We start from the raw sequence: 18,253 nt of genomic DNA, 5'->3' as shown, positions 1-18,253 counted from the left end.
GATGAATTTCTCAGCTTTTTCTCATTATCATTACTGGCATTTTCATCACATACTACTGATAGCTAAAATGATCAAGGAAAGGCTGTTGCTTAACATATGAACCAGTAAGGGATAGTAGATATTCTCCTTTTCTTTCACATAAATAATTGAAAAGGCCAGGCCACCACCTAGATAACCGACTGAACCGACCCACTCGGATAAGTTTAAATTATGCATATGACTCAGGGCAAAGATAAGTCCTACCAGAATAATGCTTAGTAAATCTGGCAACTGTTTCTGCAAGTGATGCAATAAGAGCTGACGGAAAAAGAGTTCTTCCACCAAAGGTCCAATGATGCAGGCGAAAACTGCTATCAGTAGTGGTTGCTCTTGAAAGGTAATTTGAATATTCGACTGGTTTAGACCTTGTCCGACCAGCCCGAAAAACTGCCTCAACAACTCTGATACAAATCCAAAGGCAACAGTCATCAGAATGAGAAAGAGCCATCCTGTTAAGACGCCAAAGAAGAATTTTCTTTTAGCCTTTCTAATCTCTTCCCACTTTTGGAGCAATAGGGACTTAAATAAGAAGCAACCATACACAAACATGATGGTATAGACTAAATATGTCCCTGCAGAAGAAGGTAATGGAGCATCAAATACTCGTATACCATCAAACACAAAAAGGACTGTATAGAGAATCGCAAAAATCAGAATTCCCTTATATTTGTTAGACATCATTTAATTCCCCTTCCATTCACAATCATTCTCATGGTCATCAACTAGCCCTGCAGCTTGTAGAAAGGATAAAACAGCGACTGGTCCTGTGAACTTGAAGCCACGTTTTTTGAGTTCCTTGGATATTTTTTCGGACAAAGGCGTTTTGGCTGGTGCTTGACTGTAGTCCGGGATATCATTAACTATGATTTTCCCATCTACAAAAGACCAGAGATAAGCATCAAAAGAGCCATACTCTTTCTGAACTTGTAGAAAGGCCTGGGCATTAGCTCGCGTCGCAAAAATCTTGGCGCGATGACGAATGATAGCTGGATTTTCTAACAAAGATTCCAGTTCTTCATCCGTCATGTCTGCAACAGCTTGAATTTGGTAACCATGAAAAACTTGACGGAAGGCTTGGCGTTTATTGAGTACCGTTTCCCAAGATAAGCCTGCCTGATAAGTCTCCATACAGAGCAACTCAAAAAGCGCTCGGTCATCATGGAGGGTCTGGCCCCATTCCTCATCGTGGTAGGCTACATATAGAGGGTTGTTCATTTTAACCCAACCACAGCGTTTTGGCATAGACTTCTCCTATTTCACCAACATCTTAAGGGCAGATTTGATGTAGTTTTCAGCTGTATCAGTCGTTCCTTCAAAGAATTTCTTGATTTTCTTAAGCTCGGTCGCCTTGTAGCCCAATGCCAACATGGCTTCCATGGCTTCTTCCAATTCTTGGTTGTCACTACTAGATGGAATTGTAGCCTTAGCAGGGAGGTCATCACCTGCCACAGCCACCTTACCTTCTAAGTCCAAGAGCATCTGTTGGGCTGTTTTCTTCCCGATTTTAGGGAACTTGGTCAGGTAGGTTATATTCTTGGTCTCGATGGCTTGAACAAGCCCTGCATTGTCATCAGCTGCAATAATGGCAAGAGCTGATACAGGACCAATGCCTGACACCGAGATCAAGCTGAGAAAGAGTTTTTTCTCGTCTTCTGAACGAAAGCCGTAAAGCAGGTGAGCATCTTCGCGAACAACTTGATGGACATAGATTTGCGCTTCTTGATTGACTTGTCCTGAGTAAGCATAGGGGTTAGCCACGTGCAAAATGTAGCCGATCCCGTTAGCTTCTAGAACAATGTATTTAGCAGTAATTTTGGTAATAATACCCTTTAGATATTCGTACATAATTTTCCTTTAAATTTAGTATTTCCCTAGTTCGCGTAGGCTTGTATGATTTTCTTGAATGCGACGGAACATCTTTTCCATATCTGACTTGGTAAAGTGGACCAAAACAGGGCGTCCGTGTGGACAGTTGTAGGGGTTGTCACATTGGGAAAGCTGATAGAGGAGTTGTCTAGCCGAGTGATCATCGATACGGTGGTTAGCCTTGATAGACCTCTTGCAGGACATCATAATGGCTAGTTCAGCTCGGTATTTCTTGATTGAAACTTCCTTGGTCAAGAGGAGCATGTCGCACATCTCATAGATTCCAGATTCAATTTCCTCCTCTGCCATCCAAATGGGATGTTCGCGCAAGATAAATTGATTCTCCCCGTACTCTGCTAGAAAGACGCCAACTTCCTCTAAAAGAGACATTCTTTCCTTGAGGCGAAGGGAATCATCCGCAGGAAATTCAAAGATATAGGGCACTAGGAGTTGCTGCTGGCTCTGGTCAACATTGCCAATACTTTCGCGATACTCCTCATACTTAACCCGCTCCTGAGCTGCGTGTTGGTCTATGATGTAAAGCCCATCTCTACCTTGGGCAAAGAGATAGGTTCCATGCATCTGACCGAAAAATTCCAACTCCGGAAAGCTTGAAGATTCTTCTCGCTCCAGCTTGTCATAAGCCTTATCCAAATTAGCCATATCTAACTCAGGATGATCCAGTTGGTCGTAACTGATAGACTTTCTCTCTGCAAAATGCAGTTTTGCTGGTTTGGTCAGCTGATCCAAGGTTTCCTTAGCGAAGAGGTTCAAATCCTGTCTTTCTTCAGTCAGATTCACCTGATGGTCTGCTACCTCAGCTTGAGGCGGTCTTGTCAGCTCCGTTTGCTCGTAGTAAAGATTATTTTCTTTAAGCGGGAGAATGGTTTGCTCTACTTTTTCACGATTGCGTACGGTAGACTTTGCCAGATTTTCCAAGGCATCTGGAATCAAGGTCTGTTCCTTGAGACTCTTTGCGATAGCTTCTGAAACCAGTGCCATCAGCTCTCTTTCCTTAGAAATACGCACCTCTTGCTTGGTCGGGTGCACATTGACATCTGCTAGATAAGGATCGATATGGATGTGAATAACAGCTAGCGGAAAACGCCCCACCATAAGCTTGCTGCCGTAACCATCTAAAATGGCACGATTGAGCAGGAAGTTTTTGATATAACGACCATTGATAAAGAGACTGATATAGTTACGATTAGCCCGTGTCAATTCCGGCAAGGACACAAAGCCTGAAATTTCAAAGTCTAGGTCAGAATTCTCAATCTCAACCATTTTTTTAGCACTGGCTAAACCATAAATTCCAGCAATGGCTTGGCGGAGTTGACCCGTACCAGCTGTTCGTGTCATTTCCTTGCCATCACTAATTAGACTAAAGGAAATCTCAGGATGGGCTAGCCCCAGACGATTGACAATATCGATGATATGAGACAACTCTGCCTGCTGGCTCTTCATATACTTGAGACGAGCTGGTGTGTTAAAAAAGAGATCCTCCACACAAACCTTGGTCCCAACAGGACTAGTCGCAGGGATGATTTCTTCTACTTCTCCCCCACGAGCTACTAGCTTAGTCCCGTGACTTGCACCCTCTACTGCAGTCAAAAGAGTCAGAACACTGACAGAAGCGATAGAGGGCAAAGCTTCACCACGGAAACCGAGCGTACGAATCCGAAAAAGATCTGCCTGATTCTTAATCTTACTGGTTGCATGACGACGGAGAGCCAACTCGACTTCATCGTGGGCAATCCCGTGACCATTATCGGTAATTTGGATTTTCTTAAGACCAGCTTCTTCGATCTCAACGATAATCTGGCTAGAACCAGCATCGATAGCATTTTCAACCAACTCTTTAACTACGCTGGCAGGACGTTCGATAACTTCTCCTGCCGCAATCTGGTTGGCCAAAACCTCTGGCAATTCAATAATATGAGACATCTTTCAGCCCCTTTCTTAACTGTTTTTATCTATTTCTCTGAAAATAATACTCTTCAAAAATCAAATTCAAACCACGTCAGTCTCGCCTTGCCGTACTCGAGTACAGCCTTCGGCTAGCTTCCTAGTTTGCTCTTTGATTTTCATTGAGTATAAGCTAGTGCTATTATACCATATTTCACTCGTTTCCAAAAAAGTCCAAGCAGCAACTTTCTTCCCGATTTTACTAGGTTATTTGCCAAGTTTGTGGTAAAATAGGTAGAAACAATATTTTAAAAAGGAGAAAAGACACATGCACATTTTTGATGAGCTAAAAGAGCGTGGTTTGATTTTTCAAACGACTGATGAAGAAGCTTTGCGTAAAGCCCTAGAAGAAGGTCAAGTTTCTTATTATACTGGCTACGATCCAACTGCTGACAGCCTTCACCTAGGTCACCTTGTCGCAATCTTGACAAGTCGTCGTTTGCAGCTAGCAGGTCACAAACCTTATGCGCTCGTTGGCGGTGCTACAGGTCTCATCGGAGATCCGTCCTTCAAAGATGCTGAGCGTAGTCTCCAAACAAAAGACACAGTAGAGGGCTGGGTCAAGTCTATCCAAGGACAACTTTCTCGTTTTCTTGACTTTGAAAATGGTGAGAATAAAGCTGTCATGGTCAACAACTACGACTGGTTTGGCAGCATCAGCTTCATTGACTTCCTCCGTGATATCGGAAAATACTTCACTGTCAACTACATGATGAGCAAGGAGTCTGTGAAGAAACGTATCGAAACTGGGATTTCTTACACTGAGTTTGCCTACCAAATCATGCAAGGGTACGACTTCTTTGTCCTTAACCAAGAGCACAATGTAACCCTCCAAATCGGTGGTTCTGACCAGTGGGGAAATATGACTGCTGGTACAGAGTTGCTTCGTCGTAAGGCTGACAAGACCGGTCACGTCATCACTGTCCCACTCATTACAGACGCAACTGGTAAGAAATTTGGTAAATCTGAAGGAAACGCTGTTTGGCTCAACCCTGAAAAGACTTCTCCATACGAAATGTACCAATTCTGGATGAATGTCATGGATGCTGACGCTGTTCGCTTCTTGAAGATCTTTACCTTCTTGTCACTTGATGAGATTGAAGACATCCGTAAACAATTCGAAGCAGCACCACACGAACGCTTGGCTCAAAAAGTCCTCGCTCGTGAAGTTGTGACTCTTGTCCACGGTGAAGAAGCCTACAAAGAAGCCCTTAACATCACTGAACAACTCTTTGCAGGAAATATCAAAAACCTTTCTGTCAAAGAACTCAAACAAGGACTTCGTGGCGTGCCAAACTACCAAGTACAGGCAGACGAAAATCACAACATCGTTGAACTTCTCGTATCTTCTGGCGTGGTTAACTCAAAACGCCAAGCCCGTGAAGATGTCCAAAATGGAGCTATCTACGTCAACGGCGACCGTATCCAAGACCTTGACTATGTCTTAGGGGATAACGATAAGTTAGAGAACGAACTGACTGTTATCCGCCGTGGTAAGAAGAAATACTTTGTATTGACTTACTAAATTGTTAAACATTTACCTATAAACAAAGGAGTTAACCTCGATAAAGGTAACTCCTTTTTGCTGTGAATAGTCCCCACCTATCCCTTAATAGACAGGCTACGCAGTACAATGCGTAAGGTTGTTAGATTATGTAAGATAGAAAGATTTGAAGGGCTGAGCCAGTTAAACAAGCCAAAGCCAATCAAACTACTATTTACGACAACGGTATCTTGAATATTCTTCTTGATGAGTGTTTGCAAAGATGATGATAGCGAATCCAACTCTTGGAAGAAATCCAAACGATTATCTAACAATAAGATATCGCTCATCTGCTTAGAAATATCTGCACTCTCATTCATCACCACACCGATATCTGATAGGGTTAGAGCCGCTGAGTCATTCAATCCATCTCCAACCATCAAAATAGTGTGACCTGCTTTCTGCAGTTCCTCTACTAACTCAAATTTCCCATCAGGTTTTAAGTCTGTATAGACCTGATCAAAGGGCAAGTCTTTGACTAATTCCTCTGTTCTAACCAAGGTGTCCCCTGTTGCCAGAATCAATTTTTTCCCTTGTGCCTTAAGTTTCTCCAAGGCTGCCTTTGCTTCTTTTCTCAAAGGAGTATGAATACAGAACATTCCAATCAATTCATTCTGGTAGGCTAAGAATAAGAGATTGTAGTGACTCTTGTATTCTTCAATTAAAGCATTTTGTTCTGAATTGATATGAATTTGCTCATCCTGCATCAAAACATAATTCCCAATAAGAACTGGTTGCCCATCTATATGAGATTTGATCCCCTTGCTTGCGATATATTGGAGTTTCCCATGCATTTCCTCATGTTCAATTCCCTCTATCTCAGCTTGCTTGACGATGGCATTAGCAATAGGATGATAAATGTGTTCCTCAAGACAGGCACTGATTCTGAGAATATCTTCCTCACTATAGTCCCCAAAAGGTAACACCTTTTCAACTATAGGATAACTAGTTGTGATTGTTCCCGTCTTATCAAACAAGAAAGTATCAACTTCCAGATATTTCTCCAGAACATCTCCATCCTTAATCACCATTTCACGGTTCAACCCCTCTTTGATAGCTGTCAAATAAGCTACAGGAGTAGAGATTTTCAAAGCGCAGGAGAAATCAACCAATAGGAATGAAATAGCCTTAGAAAAAGAACCTGTCAATAGGTAAGTCAGCCCAGCCCCCAAGAAATTATATTTGACGACCTTGTCCGCCATCTTGATGAAATAGCGTTGTTTCGTTTTCTTGTTTTCTTCAGATTTCTTCATCAACTCAATCAGCTGTAAAATACGGCTGTTCATCTGATTATCGGTTACACGAATGCGTAGCTCCCCAGTCTCCAAGACTGTGTTTGCACAAACCAAATCAGACTCTCTTTTTTCAACTGGAAAACTCTCTCCCGTCAAGGAACTTTCGTTGACCATACCTAAACCTGAAACTACTTGTCCATCAAACAGAATTTCATTTCCTTGAGATAGGACCAAGACATCTCCTATTTGAACATCGGAACTCTTGATACTAACGACCGTATCGCCCTGTACCAAGAATACATCGCTCTCTTTTGCAAGAAGACTCTGCTCTAAATCTGTTGCAGTTTTTTTCAAGGACCACTGATCTAAATGATTCCCCAAATCAAGCATAAACATGATGTTGCTGGCAGTCTTGGATTGGTTCATAAACAAAGACAATAAAATAGCCGAACAGTCCAAGACCTCCATCGTTAGTTCCTTACGCGCTAGTGTTTGATAGGCTTCTCTAATATAGCCAAAAGCCTGATAACAAGTCCATATATAGCGAATAGGATACGGCACAAAACTACGAAAAAGTATACGCTTAATCGCTGCACCTGAAACAATAGAATAAGCACTCTCTTCTCTACGAATGGGAAGAGTCATCAACTCAGAAACTTTCCCTTTATCAATTCTTTTTAAAAAGGCTTCTGCATTATCTAATACAGAAAAGCCTTCTTTTATGCGTAGAGTAAAGTGCTGTTGATCCATGTAAAACTGGATAGACTCAATCCCCTTTTCATCTCTCGCCAAGGAACGAAGATAGTCTTGAATATCCAAGGTGAGTGAAAAAGAAGATGATAGTCGGATATGTTGGTATCCTCTATGTAGCACTTTAAAAGACATATTATTCTCCTATAAGGCTATCTAATTGCTCTTCTTTTTTCTCTTGCTCGTACAAATATTTGGCATCTTGCAAGACATCGTCTCCATGTTGTTTCACAACAGAAACAGATGCATCTAGCCCGTCTTTCAACTTGTAAGCCTTAGCCAAAGCTTTAGAATAACCTTTTTTAGCTTCCTTACTTGCCAAGATTTTCAAACCAAGGGTACCAAATGCGACACCACCCAAAAAGAGTGATGATTTTTTCGCAACTTTTGCAACGGTTAGTACTTCTTTTAACATACTTATTCCTCCTTATCATTATTATATAGCAATTTAGATATAAAAGCAATTTTATTTTATAAATTGGAGAATTATACTCAATGAAAATCAAAGAGCAAACTAGGAAACTAGCCGCAGGCTGTACTTGAGTACGGCAAGGCGACGTTGACGTGGTTTGAATTTGATTTTCGAAGAGTATTAGTTTTATTTCTACTGAATCTCCCATCTACTTACTCCTAAAGTTGCTTTCATTTGCCTCTTTTGATACACTTAAACTATGAATACAAACCTCAAACCCAAACTCCAGCGTTTTGCTTCTGCTAGCGCTTTTGCCTGTCCCGTCTGCCAAGAAAACTTGACCTTGGTAGAATCTAGTCTCAAGTGCACCAATCGCCATTCTTTTGACCTAGCAAAATTAGGCTATATCAATCTAGCACCACAAATCAAGCAATCGGCCAACTACGACAAGGAAAATTTCCAAAATCGCCAACAAATCCTAGAAGCTGGATTTTATCAGGCTATTTTAGAAGGTATCTCCGACTTACTAGCCACTAAACCATCTGCAAAAACTGTCTTGGACATCGGTTGTGGCGAAGGCTTCTACTCTCGTAAACTCCAAGAAAGTCACTCTGATAAAACCTTTTATGCCTTTGATATTTCAAAAGATTCGGTCCAAATCGCTGCTAAAAGTGAAACCAACTGGGCAGTCAACTGGTTCGTTGGCGACCTGGCTCGTCTTCCTATAAAAGACGCTAGCATGGATATCCTACTTGATATCTTTTCGCCTGCCAACTACGGTGAATTTCGTCGCGTTTTATCTCAAAACGGTATCTTAATTAAGGTCATTCCTACAAAAAATCACCTTAAAGAAATGCGCCAAATAGTACAGGACCAGCTGACAAAGAAGGACTATTCCAACCAAGATATCAAGGTACACTTCCAAGAATATTTCAGCATCCAATCTATCCAGGCTGCTTCCCTGACCAAATCCATCACCGCAGAGCAAAGACAAGCTTTACTCAGCATGACACCCCTCCTCTTTCACGTTGACCAAAGCAAGATTGATTGGAGCCAACTGACAGAGATTACCATCGAAGCAGAGATTCTGGTCGGAAAAGCACTGTAAATAAATTTTTGAGATACTACAAAGCCCGCACCTCTTCTTGAGATGCGGGTTTAAAAAACGATTTTTCACTGTCTTTCCGAAAAGTATAAAAAATTTTTACCTCTCCATTTATTTTCGATTTGAAATGACAAATTTATCAATAAATAGCAAGTGATATAAGGCAAGTGATGTCCCATAACAACATCCATGAAAAGAGATTTCTTGATGAGTCAGTGGAAACGAAGAACTATTACCCGTCAAGAGGCATGCTCCAATTACAAAAAGAATCCAAAATAAATCAGTCCATTTATATTTTGAAAAATATTTTTTCCACATAAAAACACCCTCTTTCTTTACTATAATACTATTATAATACTATTTGTAAACGAATACAAGAAATTTGAGGTACAGCTAAGAAGAACCTTAGACTTAATCAGCCTTCTTAGTGTTCTCTAGGTTTGATTTTTAAGGCTAGAAATTATTGACAAATTATTTTTTCTTTTGAGACCAGTCAACCTCAAGTCCATAACATTAAAAAAAAAGCGAATTTCAATTGAAACTCGCTTTTTTTGCTAGATAGTGTAATAACTATTAAATTGTATATCTTAGTTCAAGTGCCAGATATCTTCGTTATACTGAGCGATTGTACGGTCAGATGAGAAGAATCCTGCTTTAGCAATGTTAACGATGACTTTATCCAACCATGCGTCACGGTCTTCGTAGTCAGCAAGCATTTGCTCTTTCACTTTGATGTAGTCTTCCAAGTCAAGAAGAGTCATGAACCAGTCTTTGTTGATTAATTCGTTATAAAGACGTTCCAAACGTTCAATCTTACCAACTGCAAGAACAGCGTCGCTCACGATAAAGTCAACCAATGGTTTGATCGCTTTACGAGCGTAGAATTCGCTTGATTTGTAAGCTGATTTTGCGTAAAGGTCGATAACAGTTTCTGAATCTTCACCAAAGATGTAGATGTTTTCGTCTCCAACCAACTCAGCGATTTCCACGTTAGCCCCGTCCATAGTACCAAGAGTCAAAGCTCCGTTCAACATGAATTTCATGTTACCAGTACCTGAAGCTTCTTTAGAAGCAAGTGAGATTTGTTCAGAGATATCACACGCTGGAATTAAGAAGCTTGCTGCAGTAACGTTGTAGTTTTCAACCATTACCACTTGCAAGTGTGGAGCTACTGCTGGATCGTTGGCAATGACTTCTGACAAGCAAAGGATCAAGTGGATGATGTCTTGAGCGATAGTGTAGGCAGGAGCTGCTTTACCACCAAAGAATACTGTGATTGGACGAGCAGGGATGTTACCAGCCTTGATGTCCAAGTATTTGTGGATGACATACAAAGCGTTCATTTGTTGACGTTTGTATTCGTGAAGACGTTTGATTTGGATATCAAAGATAGAGTTTGTATTGATTTCCACACCTTGGTGCTCTTTCAAGTGACGAGCCAATTTACGTTTGTTGTGAGCTTTGATGCTTTCCAATTTTTCTTTGACAGCAGCCTTGTCTTCGTATGAAAGAAGGTCTTCCAATTTAGAAGCTTCATGGTGCCATTCGCGTCCAAGGATTTCATCCAAGTAGTGAGACAAGCTTGGGTTAGCATGCATAAGCCAACGACGGAATGTGATACCGTTTGTTTTGTTGTTGAATTTTTCTGGGTAGATGTCGTAGAAAGCTTTCAACTCTGAGTTCTTCAAGATTTCAGTGTGAAGAGCCGCAACCCCGTTTACGCTGTATCCGTAGTGGATATCCATGTGAGCCATGTGAACACGTCCGCTCTCATCGATGATTTGAACAGCTGGGTCTTTGTATTCTGCTTTCACACGGCGATCCAATTCTTTGATGATTGGTACCAAGTGAGGAACCACTTCTTCCAAGAATTCAAGAGGCCATTTTTCAAGGGCTTCAGCAAGGATTGTGTGGTTTGTGTAAGCAGTCATGCTACGAACGATAGAGATTGCTTCATCAAGTTCGATACCACGTTCAGTCAAAAGACGGATCAATTCAGGAATCACCATTGATGGGTGAGTATCGTTGATTTGTACAACTGCGTAGTCAGCAAGGTCGTGCAAGTTGCTTCCTTTTTCGATTGCTTCATCGATGATCAATTGTGCACCGTTTGAAACCATGAAGTATTGTTGGAAGATACGGAGCAATTCACCTTGTTTGTCGCTATCGTCTGGGTAAAGGAAAAGAGTCAAGTTGCGAGCGATGTCTGTCTTATCAAAGTTAATGCCATCTTCAATGATAGATGAATCAACTGAATCCAAGTCAAACAAACGCAAGCGGTTTTTCGTAGCAGTTTTGTAACCAGGTACATCGATATCGTAAAGAGTAGATGTCAATGTAAAGTGTGCAAATGGCACTTGGTAACTACGGCTTGAGCGAACCAACCAGTTTTGGTCAGTCAACCAAGCGTTAGGAATAGTTTCTTGTTGGTTGTTTTTAAGCACTTGTTGGAAAAGACCAAAGTGGTAGTTCAAACCAACACCGTCACCGTTCAATCCAAGTGTAGCGATTGAGTCGATAAAGCAGGCTGCCAAACGTCCCAAACCACCATTACCAAGTGATGGTTCCAATTCTACTTCTTCGATTTCGATCAACTCTTTACCTGCGTCAGCAAGTTCTTTTTTAACTTCGTCATAAAGACCAAGGTTAATCAAGTTGTTTGACAAGAGTTTACCAATCAAGAACTCAGCTGAGATGTAGTAAACTTTTTTCTTACCAGTGTTCACTGGTTTTTGGCTGCTTGCAAGTTTGCTGTAGTTAAGAAGAGCAAGGTAAAGCTCCTCATTGCTACATTCTGCGATAGATTTATTGTAACGATTTTGTACAAATTCTTTTAATGGTAACATTTTTATGTCTCCTGATAATGTCTTATTTCTTTAATTCTACCAAATTTTCATTGATACGGCGATAAATTGTAGTCAAGTCAAGCAAAGTTTCTTCGACAGCAGGAGTCAATTGATCCGCTGTCATACGCCATGACCAGTTTCCACCAAGAGTAGATGGGAAGTTCATACGAGCTGAACCATCCAACTCTAGCAAATCTTGCATAGTTGCAATCGTCATGAAACTTACTGATGCGAAGGCTGTACGAAGCATAGCATGCACCACTGTTTCGTACTCTTTACGGTTTGTGTAGCGTGCCATGTACTCACGAGTTGGATCATCAATCTCATCACGGTACCAACCAAGAACAGTGTTGTTATCATGTGTTCCTGTGTACATAACAGAGTTAGCTGGTGCCAAGTGTGGGCTATCGATACTTTCGTCTTCTGGATTGAAGGCAAATTGAAGAACCTTCATTCCTGGGAAGCCAGTGCGTTCACGTAGTTCAATAACTTCATCAGTCATGAAACCAAGGTCTTCAGCGATGATGTTCAAGTCACCAAGTTCTTCTTTAACCGCTGCAAAGAGTTTGTAGTCAGGTCCTTTCACCCATTTACCAGGTGCCGCGGTTTCAGAACCAGCTGGGATTTCCCAATAAGACTCAAATCCACGGAAGTGGTCGATACGCACGATATCGTAGATTTTAAAGCTTTCACGCAAGCGTTCAATCCACCATTTGTAGCCATCGCGATCCATTGCTTCCCAGTCATAGATTGGGTTACCCCAAAGCTGACCAGTCGCAGAAAACTCATCTGGTGGGCATCCTGCGATGCAAGTTGCTTTCCCGTTTTCATCTGTTTTAAAGAGGTGTGGATTTGCCCACATATCGCTTGAATCTTCAGCAACATAGATTGGCATATCCCCAACAATCTCGATGTGGTTTTCATTAGCGTATGCTTTCAATTTCAACCATTGTTGGAAGAAGAGATATTGGGTTACTCGGTGGTAAACAAGTTTGTCAGCTAATTTCTCACGGTAGCTTTCAAGAGCAGAAGCTTTACGAGCACGAATGTCTGCATCTGGCCACTCTGTCCAAGCCAAATTATCAAAATGCTCTTTAATAGCCATATACTCTGCAAAAAGTTCAAGCCATGATTGGTTGTCTTGAGCAAATCTTTCGAAGTCTTTCACATCTCCAACTTCAAGGAAACGTTTGACTGCTTTTTCTAGAAGGGGACGACGTGCATAGTAAATTTTAGCGTAGTCAACTTCAGTTGGGTTGCTACCAAAGTCAATCCCTTCAAGATCACTAGCTTCCAAGAGACCTTGCTCAACCAAGATATCAAGATCGATAAAGTGAGTATTACCTGCAAAGGCTGAGAAAGATTGATAAGGAGAATCTCCGTAGCTGGTTGTTCCTAAAGGAAGGATTTGCCAGTAGCGTTGCTTTGTACGAACCAAGAAGTCAACGAAATCATAGGCGCTTTGACCAAATGATCCGATTCCGTATGCTCCTGGAAGTGATGAGATGTGCATCAACACACCACTTTGACGTTTCTTCATAATAGCACCTCAAGTGTTTTTTTATTAATTGTTCAAATTTGTGCGCAAACGTTTGCGCTATGTAAAGTATAACCCATTTCTAAAATAAATGCAAGCGTTTTTAAAAAAACTTTTTATTGTTTAATCTTTTTTGACAAACTTTCAAGTTACTATATTCTTATTTTTTCATCTCCTATTAAATTTCCTCTAAATCATGCAATCGTTTCCCTTCAATTATTTTTGAATCGAAATTTACACGATTACATCTTTCTCTTCTATTATACAAACAATTTTAGGAATTAGCTAGTAACAAGCTTTTTAAATTTTTTTCTAAAAAAAGACTTGCAACCGTTTTCTGTTTGTGCTATACTAAAGTCATAAGGGAAAACGTTTGCGTTTCCTCGAAATTAAAATTTGTTATTCTTTAGGAGGAATACACTATGTCAACAAAATTCATGAAGAGCGCAGCTGTACTTGGTACTGCTACTCTTGCTAGCTTGCTTTTGGTAGCTTGCGGAAGCAAAACTGCTGATAAAGCGGCTGATTCTGGTTCATCTGAAGGTAAAGAACTTACTTTATACGTTGAAGACCAATATAAAGCATTTGCTGAATCAGCTGCACAAGCTTACGAAAAAGAAGCTGGAGTAAAAGTTACTATCAAAACAGGAGACCAAATGGGTGGTCTCGATAACCTTTCTCTAGATAACCAATCTGGTAAAGCTGCTGACGTTATGATGGCACCATACGACCGAGTAGGTAGCCTTGGTAAAGACGGACAACTTTCAGAAGTGAAATTGAGCGACGGTGCTAAAACAGATGATAAAACTAAATCTCTTGTAACAGCTGCTGACGGTAAAGTTTACGGTGCTCCTGCTGTTATCGAGTCACTTGTTTTGTACTATAATAAAGACTTGATTAAAGAAGCTCCAAAAACTTTTGCTGAATTAGAAGAACTTGCTAAAGATAGCAAATATGCCTTCGCTGGTGAAGATGGTAAAACAACTGCCTTCCTTGCTGACTGGACAAACTTCTACTATGCATACGGACTTCTTGCTGGTAACGGCGGTTACGTATTTGGCCAAAACGGTAAAGATTCTAAAGATATCGGACTTGCAAACGAAGGAGCTATCACTGCTATCAACTACGCTAAAACTTGGTACGAAAAATGGCCTAAAGGTATGCAAGATACAGAAGGAGCTCCAAACCTAATCCAAACTCAATTCCAAGAAGGTAAAACAGCTGCTATCATTGATGGTCCTTGGAAAGCTCAGGCCTTCAAAGATGCTAAAGTAAACTACAGTGTTGCGACTATCCCAACTCTTCCAAACGGTAAAAACTATGAAACATTCGGTGGTGGTAAAGCTTGGATCATCCCATCAAGTACTAAGAACCTTGAAGCTGCTCAAAAATTTGTAGACTTCCTTGTTTCAACTGAAGAACAAAAAGCCTTCTACGATAAAACTAACGAAATCCCAGCTAACACTGAGGCTCGTTCATATGCTGAAGGTAAAAACGATGAGTTGACAACAGCTGTTATCAAACAGTTCCAAAACGCTCAACCAATGCCAAACATCCCTCAAATGTCAGCTGTTTGGGACCCAGCTAAAACAATGCTATTTGAAGCTGTAAGTGGTAAGAAAGATGCTAAGACAGCTGCAAACGATGCTGTAACATTGATCAAAGAAACAATCAAACAAAAATTTGGTGAATAAAAAATTTGTTCAAGGGGGGTGGAATTCAAATCCCCCTTTGAATTTATCAATAGAAAACATATATAGTTTAGGTTTTAATTAGAAACCAGTATCCTATGAAAGGAGTTATTATGGAAAAGCAACAACCTAGTAAAGCAGCACTGCTGTCTCTCATTCCTGGGTTAGGACAGATTTACAACAAACAAAAGGCAAAAGGTTTTATCTTCCTTGGTGTAACCATCGTATTTGTCCTTTATTTCCTAGCACTTGCAGCCCCTGAATTGAGCAACCTCATTACTCTTGGTGACAAGCCAGGTCGTGATAATTCCCTCTTCATGCTGATTCGTGGTGCCTTCCATTTAATCTTTGTAGTCGTTTATGTACTCTTTTATTTCTCAAATATTAAAGATGCACATACTATCGCAAAACGTATTAACAATGGAATTCCAGTACCACTTACGCTAAAAGATATGATCAAAGGAATCTATGAAAATGGCTTCCCTTACCTCTTGATTATTCCATCTTATATTGCCATGACCTTTGCAATCATCTTCCCCGTTGTCGTAACCTTGATGATTGCCTTCACAAACTATGACTTCCAACACTTGCCACCAAACAAATTGTTAGACTGGGTTGGTTTGACTAACTTCACAAATATCTGGAGCTTGAGTACCTTCCGTTCAGCCTTCGGTTCTGTTCTTTCTTGGACTATTATCTGGGCTTTGTCTGCATCAACTTTACAGATTGTAATCGGTATCTTCACAGCTATTATTGCCAACCAACCATTCATCAAGGGGAAACGTATCTTTGGTGTTATCTTCCTTCTGCCTTGGGCGGTTCCAGCCTTCATCACTATCTTGACATTCTCAAACATGTTCAACGATAGTGTTGGTGCTATCAATACCCAAGTTATCCCTCTCTTTGCTAAGGTTCTTCCATTCCTCGATGGAGCTCTTATCCCTTGGAAAACAGACCCTACTTGGACTAAGGTTGCCTTGATTATGATGCAAGGTTGGCTTGGATTCCCTTATATCTATGTCCTTACTCTCGGTATCCTACAGTCTATTCCAAACGACTTGTATGAAGCAGCTTATATCGACGGTGCAAACGCTTGGCAAAAATTCCGCAACATCACTTTCCCAATGATCTTGGCTGTTGCGGCACCTACTTTGATCAGCCAATACACCTTCAACTTCAACAACTTCTCTATCATGTACCTCTTCAATGGCGGTGGTCCTGGTAGTGTCGGTGGTGGTGCTGGTTCAACCGATATCTTGATCTCATGGATCTACCGTTTGACAACGGGTACATCTCCTCAATACTCTATGGCGGCAGCTGTTACCTTGATTATCTCTATCATTGTCATCTCAATCTCTATGATTGCCTTCAAGAAACTACACGCATTTGATATGGAGGACGTCTAAGATGAATAACTCAATCAAACTCAAACGTAGACTGACTCAAACCCTTACTTACCTCTACTTGATTGGCCTTTCAATCGTGATTATCTATCCACTGTTGATTACTATCATGTCAGCCTTCAAGGCAGGTAACGTCGCAGCCTTTAAACTCGATACTAACATCGACTTCAATTTTGATAACTTCAAAGGGCTCTTTACAGAAACCTTGTACGGTACATGGTACCTCAACACTTTGATCATCGCTTTGATCACTATGGTTGTACAAACAAGTATTATCGTACTTGCTGGTTATGCCTATAGCCGTTACAACTTCTTGGCTCGTAAACAAAGTTTGGTCTTCTTCTTGATTATCCAAATGGTGCCTACAATGGCTGCTTTGACTGCCTTCTTCGTTATGGCCCTCATGTTGAATGCCCTTAACCATAGCTGGTTCCTCATCTTCCTCTACGTTGGTGGAGGTATCCCTATGAATGCTTGGTTGATGAAAGGTTACTTTGACACCGTGCCAATGTCTCTTGATGAGTCTGCAAAACTTGATGGTGCAGGACATTTCCGCCGCTTCTGGCAAATCGTTCTCCCTCTTGTTCGTCCAATGGTTGCTGTACAAGCACTCTGGGCCTTCATGGGACCTTTCGGAGACTATATCCTCTCTAGTTTCTTGCTTCGTGAAAAAGAATACTTTACAGTTGCCGTTGGTCTACAGACCTTCGTTAGCAATGTGAAGAACATGAAGATTGCCTACTTCTCAGCAGGTGCTATCCTCATCGCTCTTCCAATCTGTACACTCTTCTTCTTCTTACAAAAGAACTTCGTTTCAGGACTTACAAGCGGTGGCGACAAGGGGTAATATACCCCCGCCACCCTTTTTCATTTTTGAACTTGTACATCGATTGTCTGGTGAGAAACAAGAGCTTACTGAGTTTTCCTTGTTAGTTAGTGAATAAATCATGACAAACATTTACTTTTACCAAGGATTCTGCTCCCCCGCTTGAAATAAAAACCATTTCTCTATATAATACTCGTATAGAAAAATGCCTATAGAAAGAGATTTATGCTACCATATCCATTTTCTTATTTTAATAGTATTTGGGGATTTCGTAAGCCCCTCTCTCATCGTTTCGGTCTAAACTGGTTTCAACTGATTTTTACCAGTGTTTTCTTGATTAGCTTGTCTATGGTTCCTATTGCCATCCAGAACAGCTCTCAGGACACCTATCCTTTAGAAACCTTCATCGATGATGTCTACGCTCCTCTGACGGACGATGTCGTACAAGATTTAGCTGCAAATACTCAGATTAATGATGGGAAGCTGAGCTATACTGGTTCAACTCCTCATCTAGCTTCTGTTCAAATCGGAGACGCTTCTAGTTCAAACTTTCCTGAAGAATTACTTCTTAACTTTGAACCTGAGCAACTCGTCATCAGTAAGCAAGGAAAAGAATTGACTAGCATTCGCTATCATGCGATCACGACCGATAGTTTCCAAAGCAAGGAAAGCTTAACACAAGACATTTCTAAAGACTGGTATCAACAGAATCGTATCTATGTTAGCCTCTTTCTTGTGTTAGGTTCTAGCTTCCTCTTCGGACTTAATTTTTTCATCGTTGCTCTAGGTTCTAGCCTCTTGCTCTACTTTACGAAAAAATCACGTCTCTTTTCATTTAAAAGCTATAAAGAGTGCTATCATTTCATCTTGAACTGTTTAGGATTACCAACCTTACTTGCCATGATTCTCGGTCTCCTAGGCCAAAATATGGCAACTTTAATTACTGTTCAAAACATTTTATTTGTTCTATACCTGGTCACTATCTTTTACAAAACGCATTTCCGTGATCCAGACTACCACAAGTAGGAGATTATT

The 18,253-nt window shown here is 40.8% G+C and carries 15 protein-coding genes; 6 read left to right on the top strand and 9 right to left on the bottom strand.

Annotated features, from left to right (window positions below; genetic code table 11):
* Positions 1-45: 45 nt before the first annotated feature.
* Genes AXE83_RS01165 through mutL form a run of 4 tightly spaced genes read right to left on the bottom strand, consistent with a single transcriptional unit; the run spans position 46 to position 3,849 of the window.
* Positions 46-720 carry a CPBP family intramembrane glutamic endopeptidase gene (locus tag AXE83_RS01165; RefSeq protein WP_060955115.1) on the bottom strand — a complete coding sequence of 225 codons (675 nt, stop codon included), beginning with the start codon at positions 718-720 and terminating at the stop codon, positions 46-48.
* Complete coding sequence (locus tag AXE83_RS01160; protein ID WP_060955114.1) at positions 721-1,281, bottom strand: DNA-3-methyladenine glycosylase I; 561 nt, start codon at positions 1,279-1,281, stop codon at positions 721-723. It abuts the gene before it with no gap.
* Between the two features lie 9 nt (positions 1,282-1,290).
* A complete protein-coding gene (gene ruvA, locus AXE83_RS01155) occupies positions 1,291-1,884 on the bottom strand; it encodes a Holliday junction branch migration protein RuvA (protein ID WP_060955113.1) in 594 nt (197 codons plus the stop codon).
* A gap of 15 nt (positions 1,885-1,899) precedes the next feature.
* Positions 1,900-3,849 carry a DNA mismatch repair endonuclease MutL gene (mutL, locus tag AXE83_RS01150; RefSeq protein WP_060955112.1) on the bottom strand — a complete coding sequence of 650 codons (1,950 nt, stop codon included), beginning with the start codon at positions 3,847-3,849 and terminating at the stop codon, positions 1,900-1,902.
* A 289-nt stretch (positions 3,850-4,138) separates the two neighbouring features.
* Here mutL and tyrS point away from each other — a divergent pair, with 289 nt between their 5' ends.
* A complete protein-coding gene (gene tyrS, locus AXE83_RS01145) occupies positions 4,139-5,395 on the top strand; it encodes a tyrosine--tRNA ligase (protein WP_060955111.1) in 1,257 nt (418 codons plus the stop codon).
* A gap of 77 nt (positions 5,396-5,472) precedes the next feature.
* On the opposite strand, the gene AXE83_RS01140 is transcribed toward tyrS, so the two are convergent.
* Entirely contained in the window at positions 5,473-7,533 is a 2,061-nt protein-coding gene (locus tag AXE83_RS01140; RefSeq protein WP_060955110.1) for a heavy metal translocating P-type ATPase, read from the bottom strand.
* A 1-nt stretch (position 7,534) separates the two neighbouring features.
* Positions 7,535-7,813, bottom strand: coding sequence for a DUF6110 family protein (locus AXE83_RS01135; RefSeq protein WP_000910910.1), 279 nt, complete (start codon positions 7,811-7,813; stop codon positions 7,535-7,537).
* A 256-nt stretch (positions 7,814-8,069) separates the two neighbouring features.
* Here AXE83_RS01135 and AXE83_RS01130 point away from each other — a divergent pair, with 256 nt between their 5' ends.
* Entirely contained in the window at positions 8,070-8,918 is an 849-nt protein-coding gene (locus AXE83_RS01130) for a putative RNA methyltransferase (RefSeq protein WP_060955109.1), read from the top strand.
* A 108-nt stretch (positions 8,919-9,026) separates the two neighbouring features.
* Here AXE83_RS01130 and AXE83_RS11340 read toward each other — a convergent pair whose 3' ends face one another.
* The 3 genes from AXE83_RS11340 to malQ all read right to left on the bottom strand — a co-directional run bounded on the left by AXE83_RS11340 (position 9,027) and on the right by malQ (position 13,301).
* Complete coding sequence (locus tag AXE83_RS11340) at positions 9,027-9,233, bottom strand: hypothetical protein (protein WP_045762560.1); 207 nt, start codon at positions 9,231-9,233, stop codon at positions 9,027-9,029.
* A 269-nt stretch (positions 9,234-9,502) separates the two neighbouring features.
* On the bottom strand, positions 9,503-11,761 hold the full coding sequence (glgP, locus tag AXE83_RS01120; protein ID WP_045762559.1) for a glycogen/starch/alpha-glucan family phosphorylase: 2,259 nt from the start codon (positions 11,759-11,761) through the stop codon (positions 9,503-9,505).
* A gap of 22 nt (positions 11,762-11,783) precedes the next feature.
* On the bottom strand, positions 11,784-13,301 hold the full coding sequence (gene malQ / locus AXE83_RS01115; protein WP_060955108.1) for a 4-alpha-glucanotransferase: 1,518 nt from the start codon (positions 13,299-13,301) through the stop codon (positions 11,784-11,786).
* Positions 13,302-13,720: 419 nt separating this feature from the next.
* On the opposite strand from malQ, the gene AXE83_RS01110 reads away from it, so the two are divergent.
* From AXE83_RS01110 to AXE83_RS01095, 4 genes are all read left to right on the top strand, one after another.
* Positions 13,721-14,992, top strand: a complete 1,272-nt coding sequence (locus tag AXE83_RS01110; protein WP_006146133.1) for an extracellular solute-binding protein — start codon at positions 13,721-13,723, stop codon at positions 14,990-14,992.
* 110 nt (positions 14,993-15,102) lie between these two features.
* The gene (locus AXE83_RS01105) at positions 15,103-16,395 is read left to right on the top strand and encodes a carbohydrate ABC transporter permease (protein ID WP_060955107.1); all 1,293 of its coding nucleotides are present in this window, start codon (positions 15,103-15,105) and stop codon (positions 16,393-16,395) included.
* 1 nt (position 16,396) lies between these two features.
* Complete coding sequence (locus AXE83_RS01100) at positions 16,397-17,239, top strand: sugar ABC transporter permease (RefSeq protein ID WP_049531176.1); 843 nt, start codon at positions 16,397-16,399, stop codon at positions 17,237-17,239.
* A gap of 204 nt (positions 17,240-17,443) precedes the next feature.
* On the top strand, positions 17,444-18,244 hold the full coding sequence (locus AXE83_RS01095) for a DUF1189 domain-containing protein (RefSeq protein WP_060955106.1): 801 nt from the start codon (positions 17,444-17,446) through the stop codon (positions 18,242-18,244).
* The last annotated feature ends 9 nt before the right edge of the window (positions 18,245-18,253 follow it).

The organism is Streptococcus sp. oral taxon 431 (genome assembly GCF_001553685.1).
In the GTDB taxonomy this organism is placed as follows: Bacteria; Bacillota; Bacilli; order Lactobacillales; family Streptococcaceae; genus Streptococcus.
This window is presented reverse-complemented; position numbering and strand designations above follow the sequence as displayed.

Excerpts from the sequence above, each read along its gene's own strand:
- AXE83_RS01165 (WP_060955115.1), bottom strand. The coding sequence starts at position 720 with ATGATGTCTAACAAATATAAGGGAATTCTGATTTTTGCGATTCTCTAT.
- AXE83_RS01160 (WP_060955114.1), bottom strand. The coding sequence starts at position 1,281 with ATGCCAAAACGCTGTGGTTGGGTTAAAATGAACAACCCTCTATATGTA.
- ruvA (WP_060955113.1), bottom strand. The coding sequence starts at position 1,884 with ATGTACGAATATCTAAAGGGTATTATTACCAAAATTACTGCTAAATAC.
- mutL (WP_060955112.1), bottom strand. The coding sequence starts at position 3,849 with ATGTCTCATATTATTGAATTGCCAGAGGTTTTGGCCAACCAGATTGCG.
- tyrS (WP_060955111.1), top strand. The coding sequence starts at position 4,139 with ATGCACATTTTTGATGAGCTAAAAGAGCGTGGTTTGATTTTTCAAACG.
- AXE83_RS01140 (WP_060955110.1), bottom strand. The coding sequence starts at position 7,533 with ATGTCTTTTAAAGTGCTACATAGAGGATACCAACATATCCGACTATCA.
- AXE83_RS01135 (WP_000910910.1), bottom strand. The coding sequence starts at position 7,813 with ATGTTAAAAGAAGTACTAACCGTTGCAAAAGTTGCGAAAAAATCATCA.
- AXE83_RS01130 (WP_060955109.1), top strand. The coding sequence starts at position 8,070 with ATGAATACAAACCTCAAACCCAAACTCCAGCGTTTTGCTTCTGCTAGC.
- AXE83_RS11340 (WP_045762560.1), bottom strand. The coding sequence starts at position 9,233 with ATGTGGAAAAAATATTTTTCAAAATATAAATGGACTGATTTATTTTGG.
- glgP (WP_045762559.1), bottom strand. The coding sequence starts at position 11,761 with ATGTTACCATTAAAAGAATTTGTACAAAATCGTTACAATAAATCTATC.
- malQ (WP_060955108.1), bottom strand. The coding sequence starts at position 13,301 with ATGAAGAAACGTCAAAGTGGTGTGTTGATGCACATCTCATCACTTCCA.
- AXE83_RS01110 (WP_006146133.1), top strand. The coding sequence starts at position 13,721 with ATGTCAACAAAATTCATGAAGAGCGCAGCTGTACTTGGTACTGCTACT.
- AXE83_RS01105 (WP_060955107.1), top strand. The coding sequence starts at position 15,103 with ATGGAAAAGCAACAACCTAGTAAAGCAGCACTGCTGTCTCTCATTCCT.
- AXE83_RS01100 (WP_049531176.1), top strand. The coding sequence starts at position 16,397 with ATGAATAACTCAATCAAACTCAAACGTAGACTGACTCAAACCCTTACT.
- AXE83_RS01095 (WP_060955106.1), top strand. The coding sequence starts at position 17,444 with ATGCTACCATATCCATTTTCTTATTTTAATAGTATTTGGGGATTTCGT.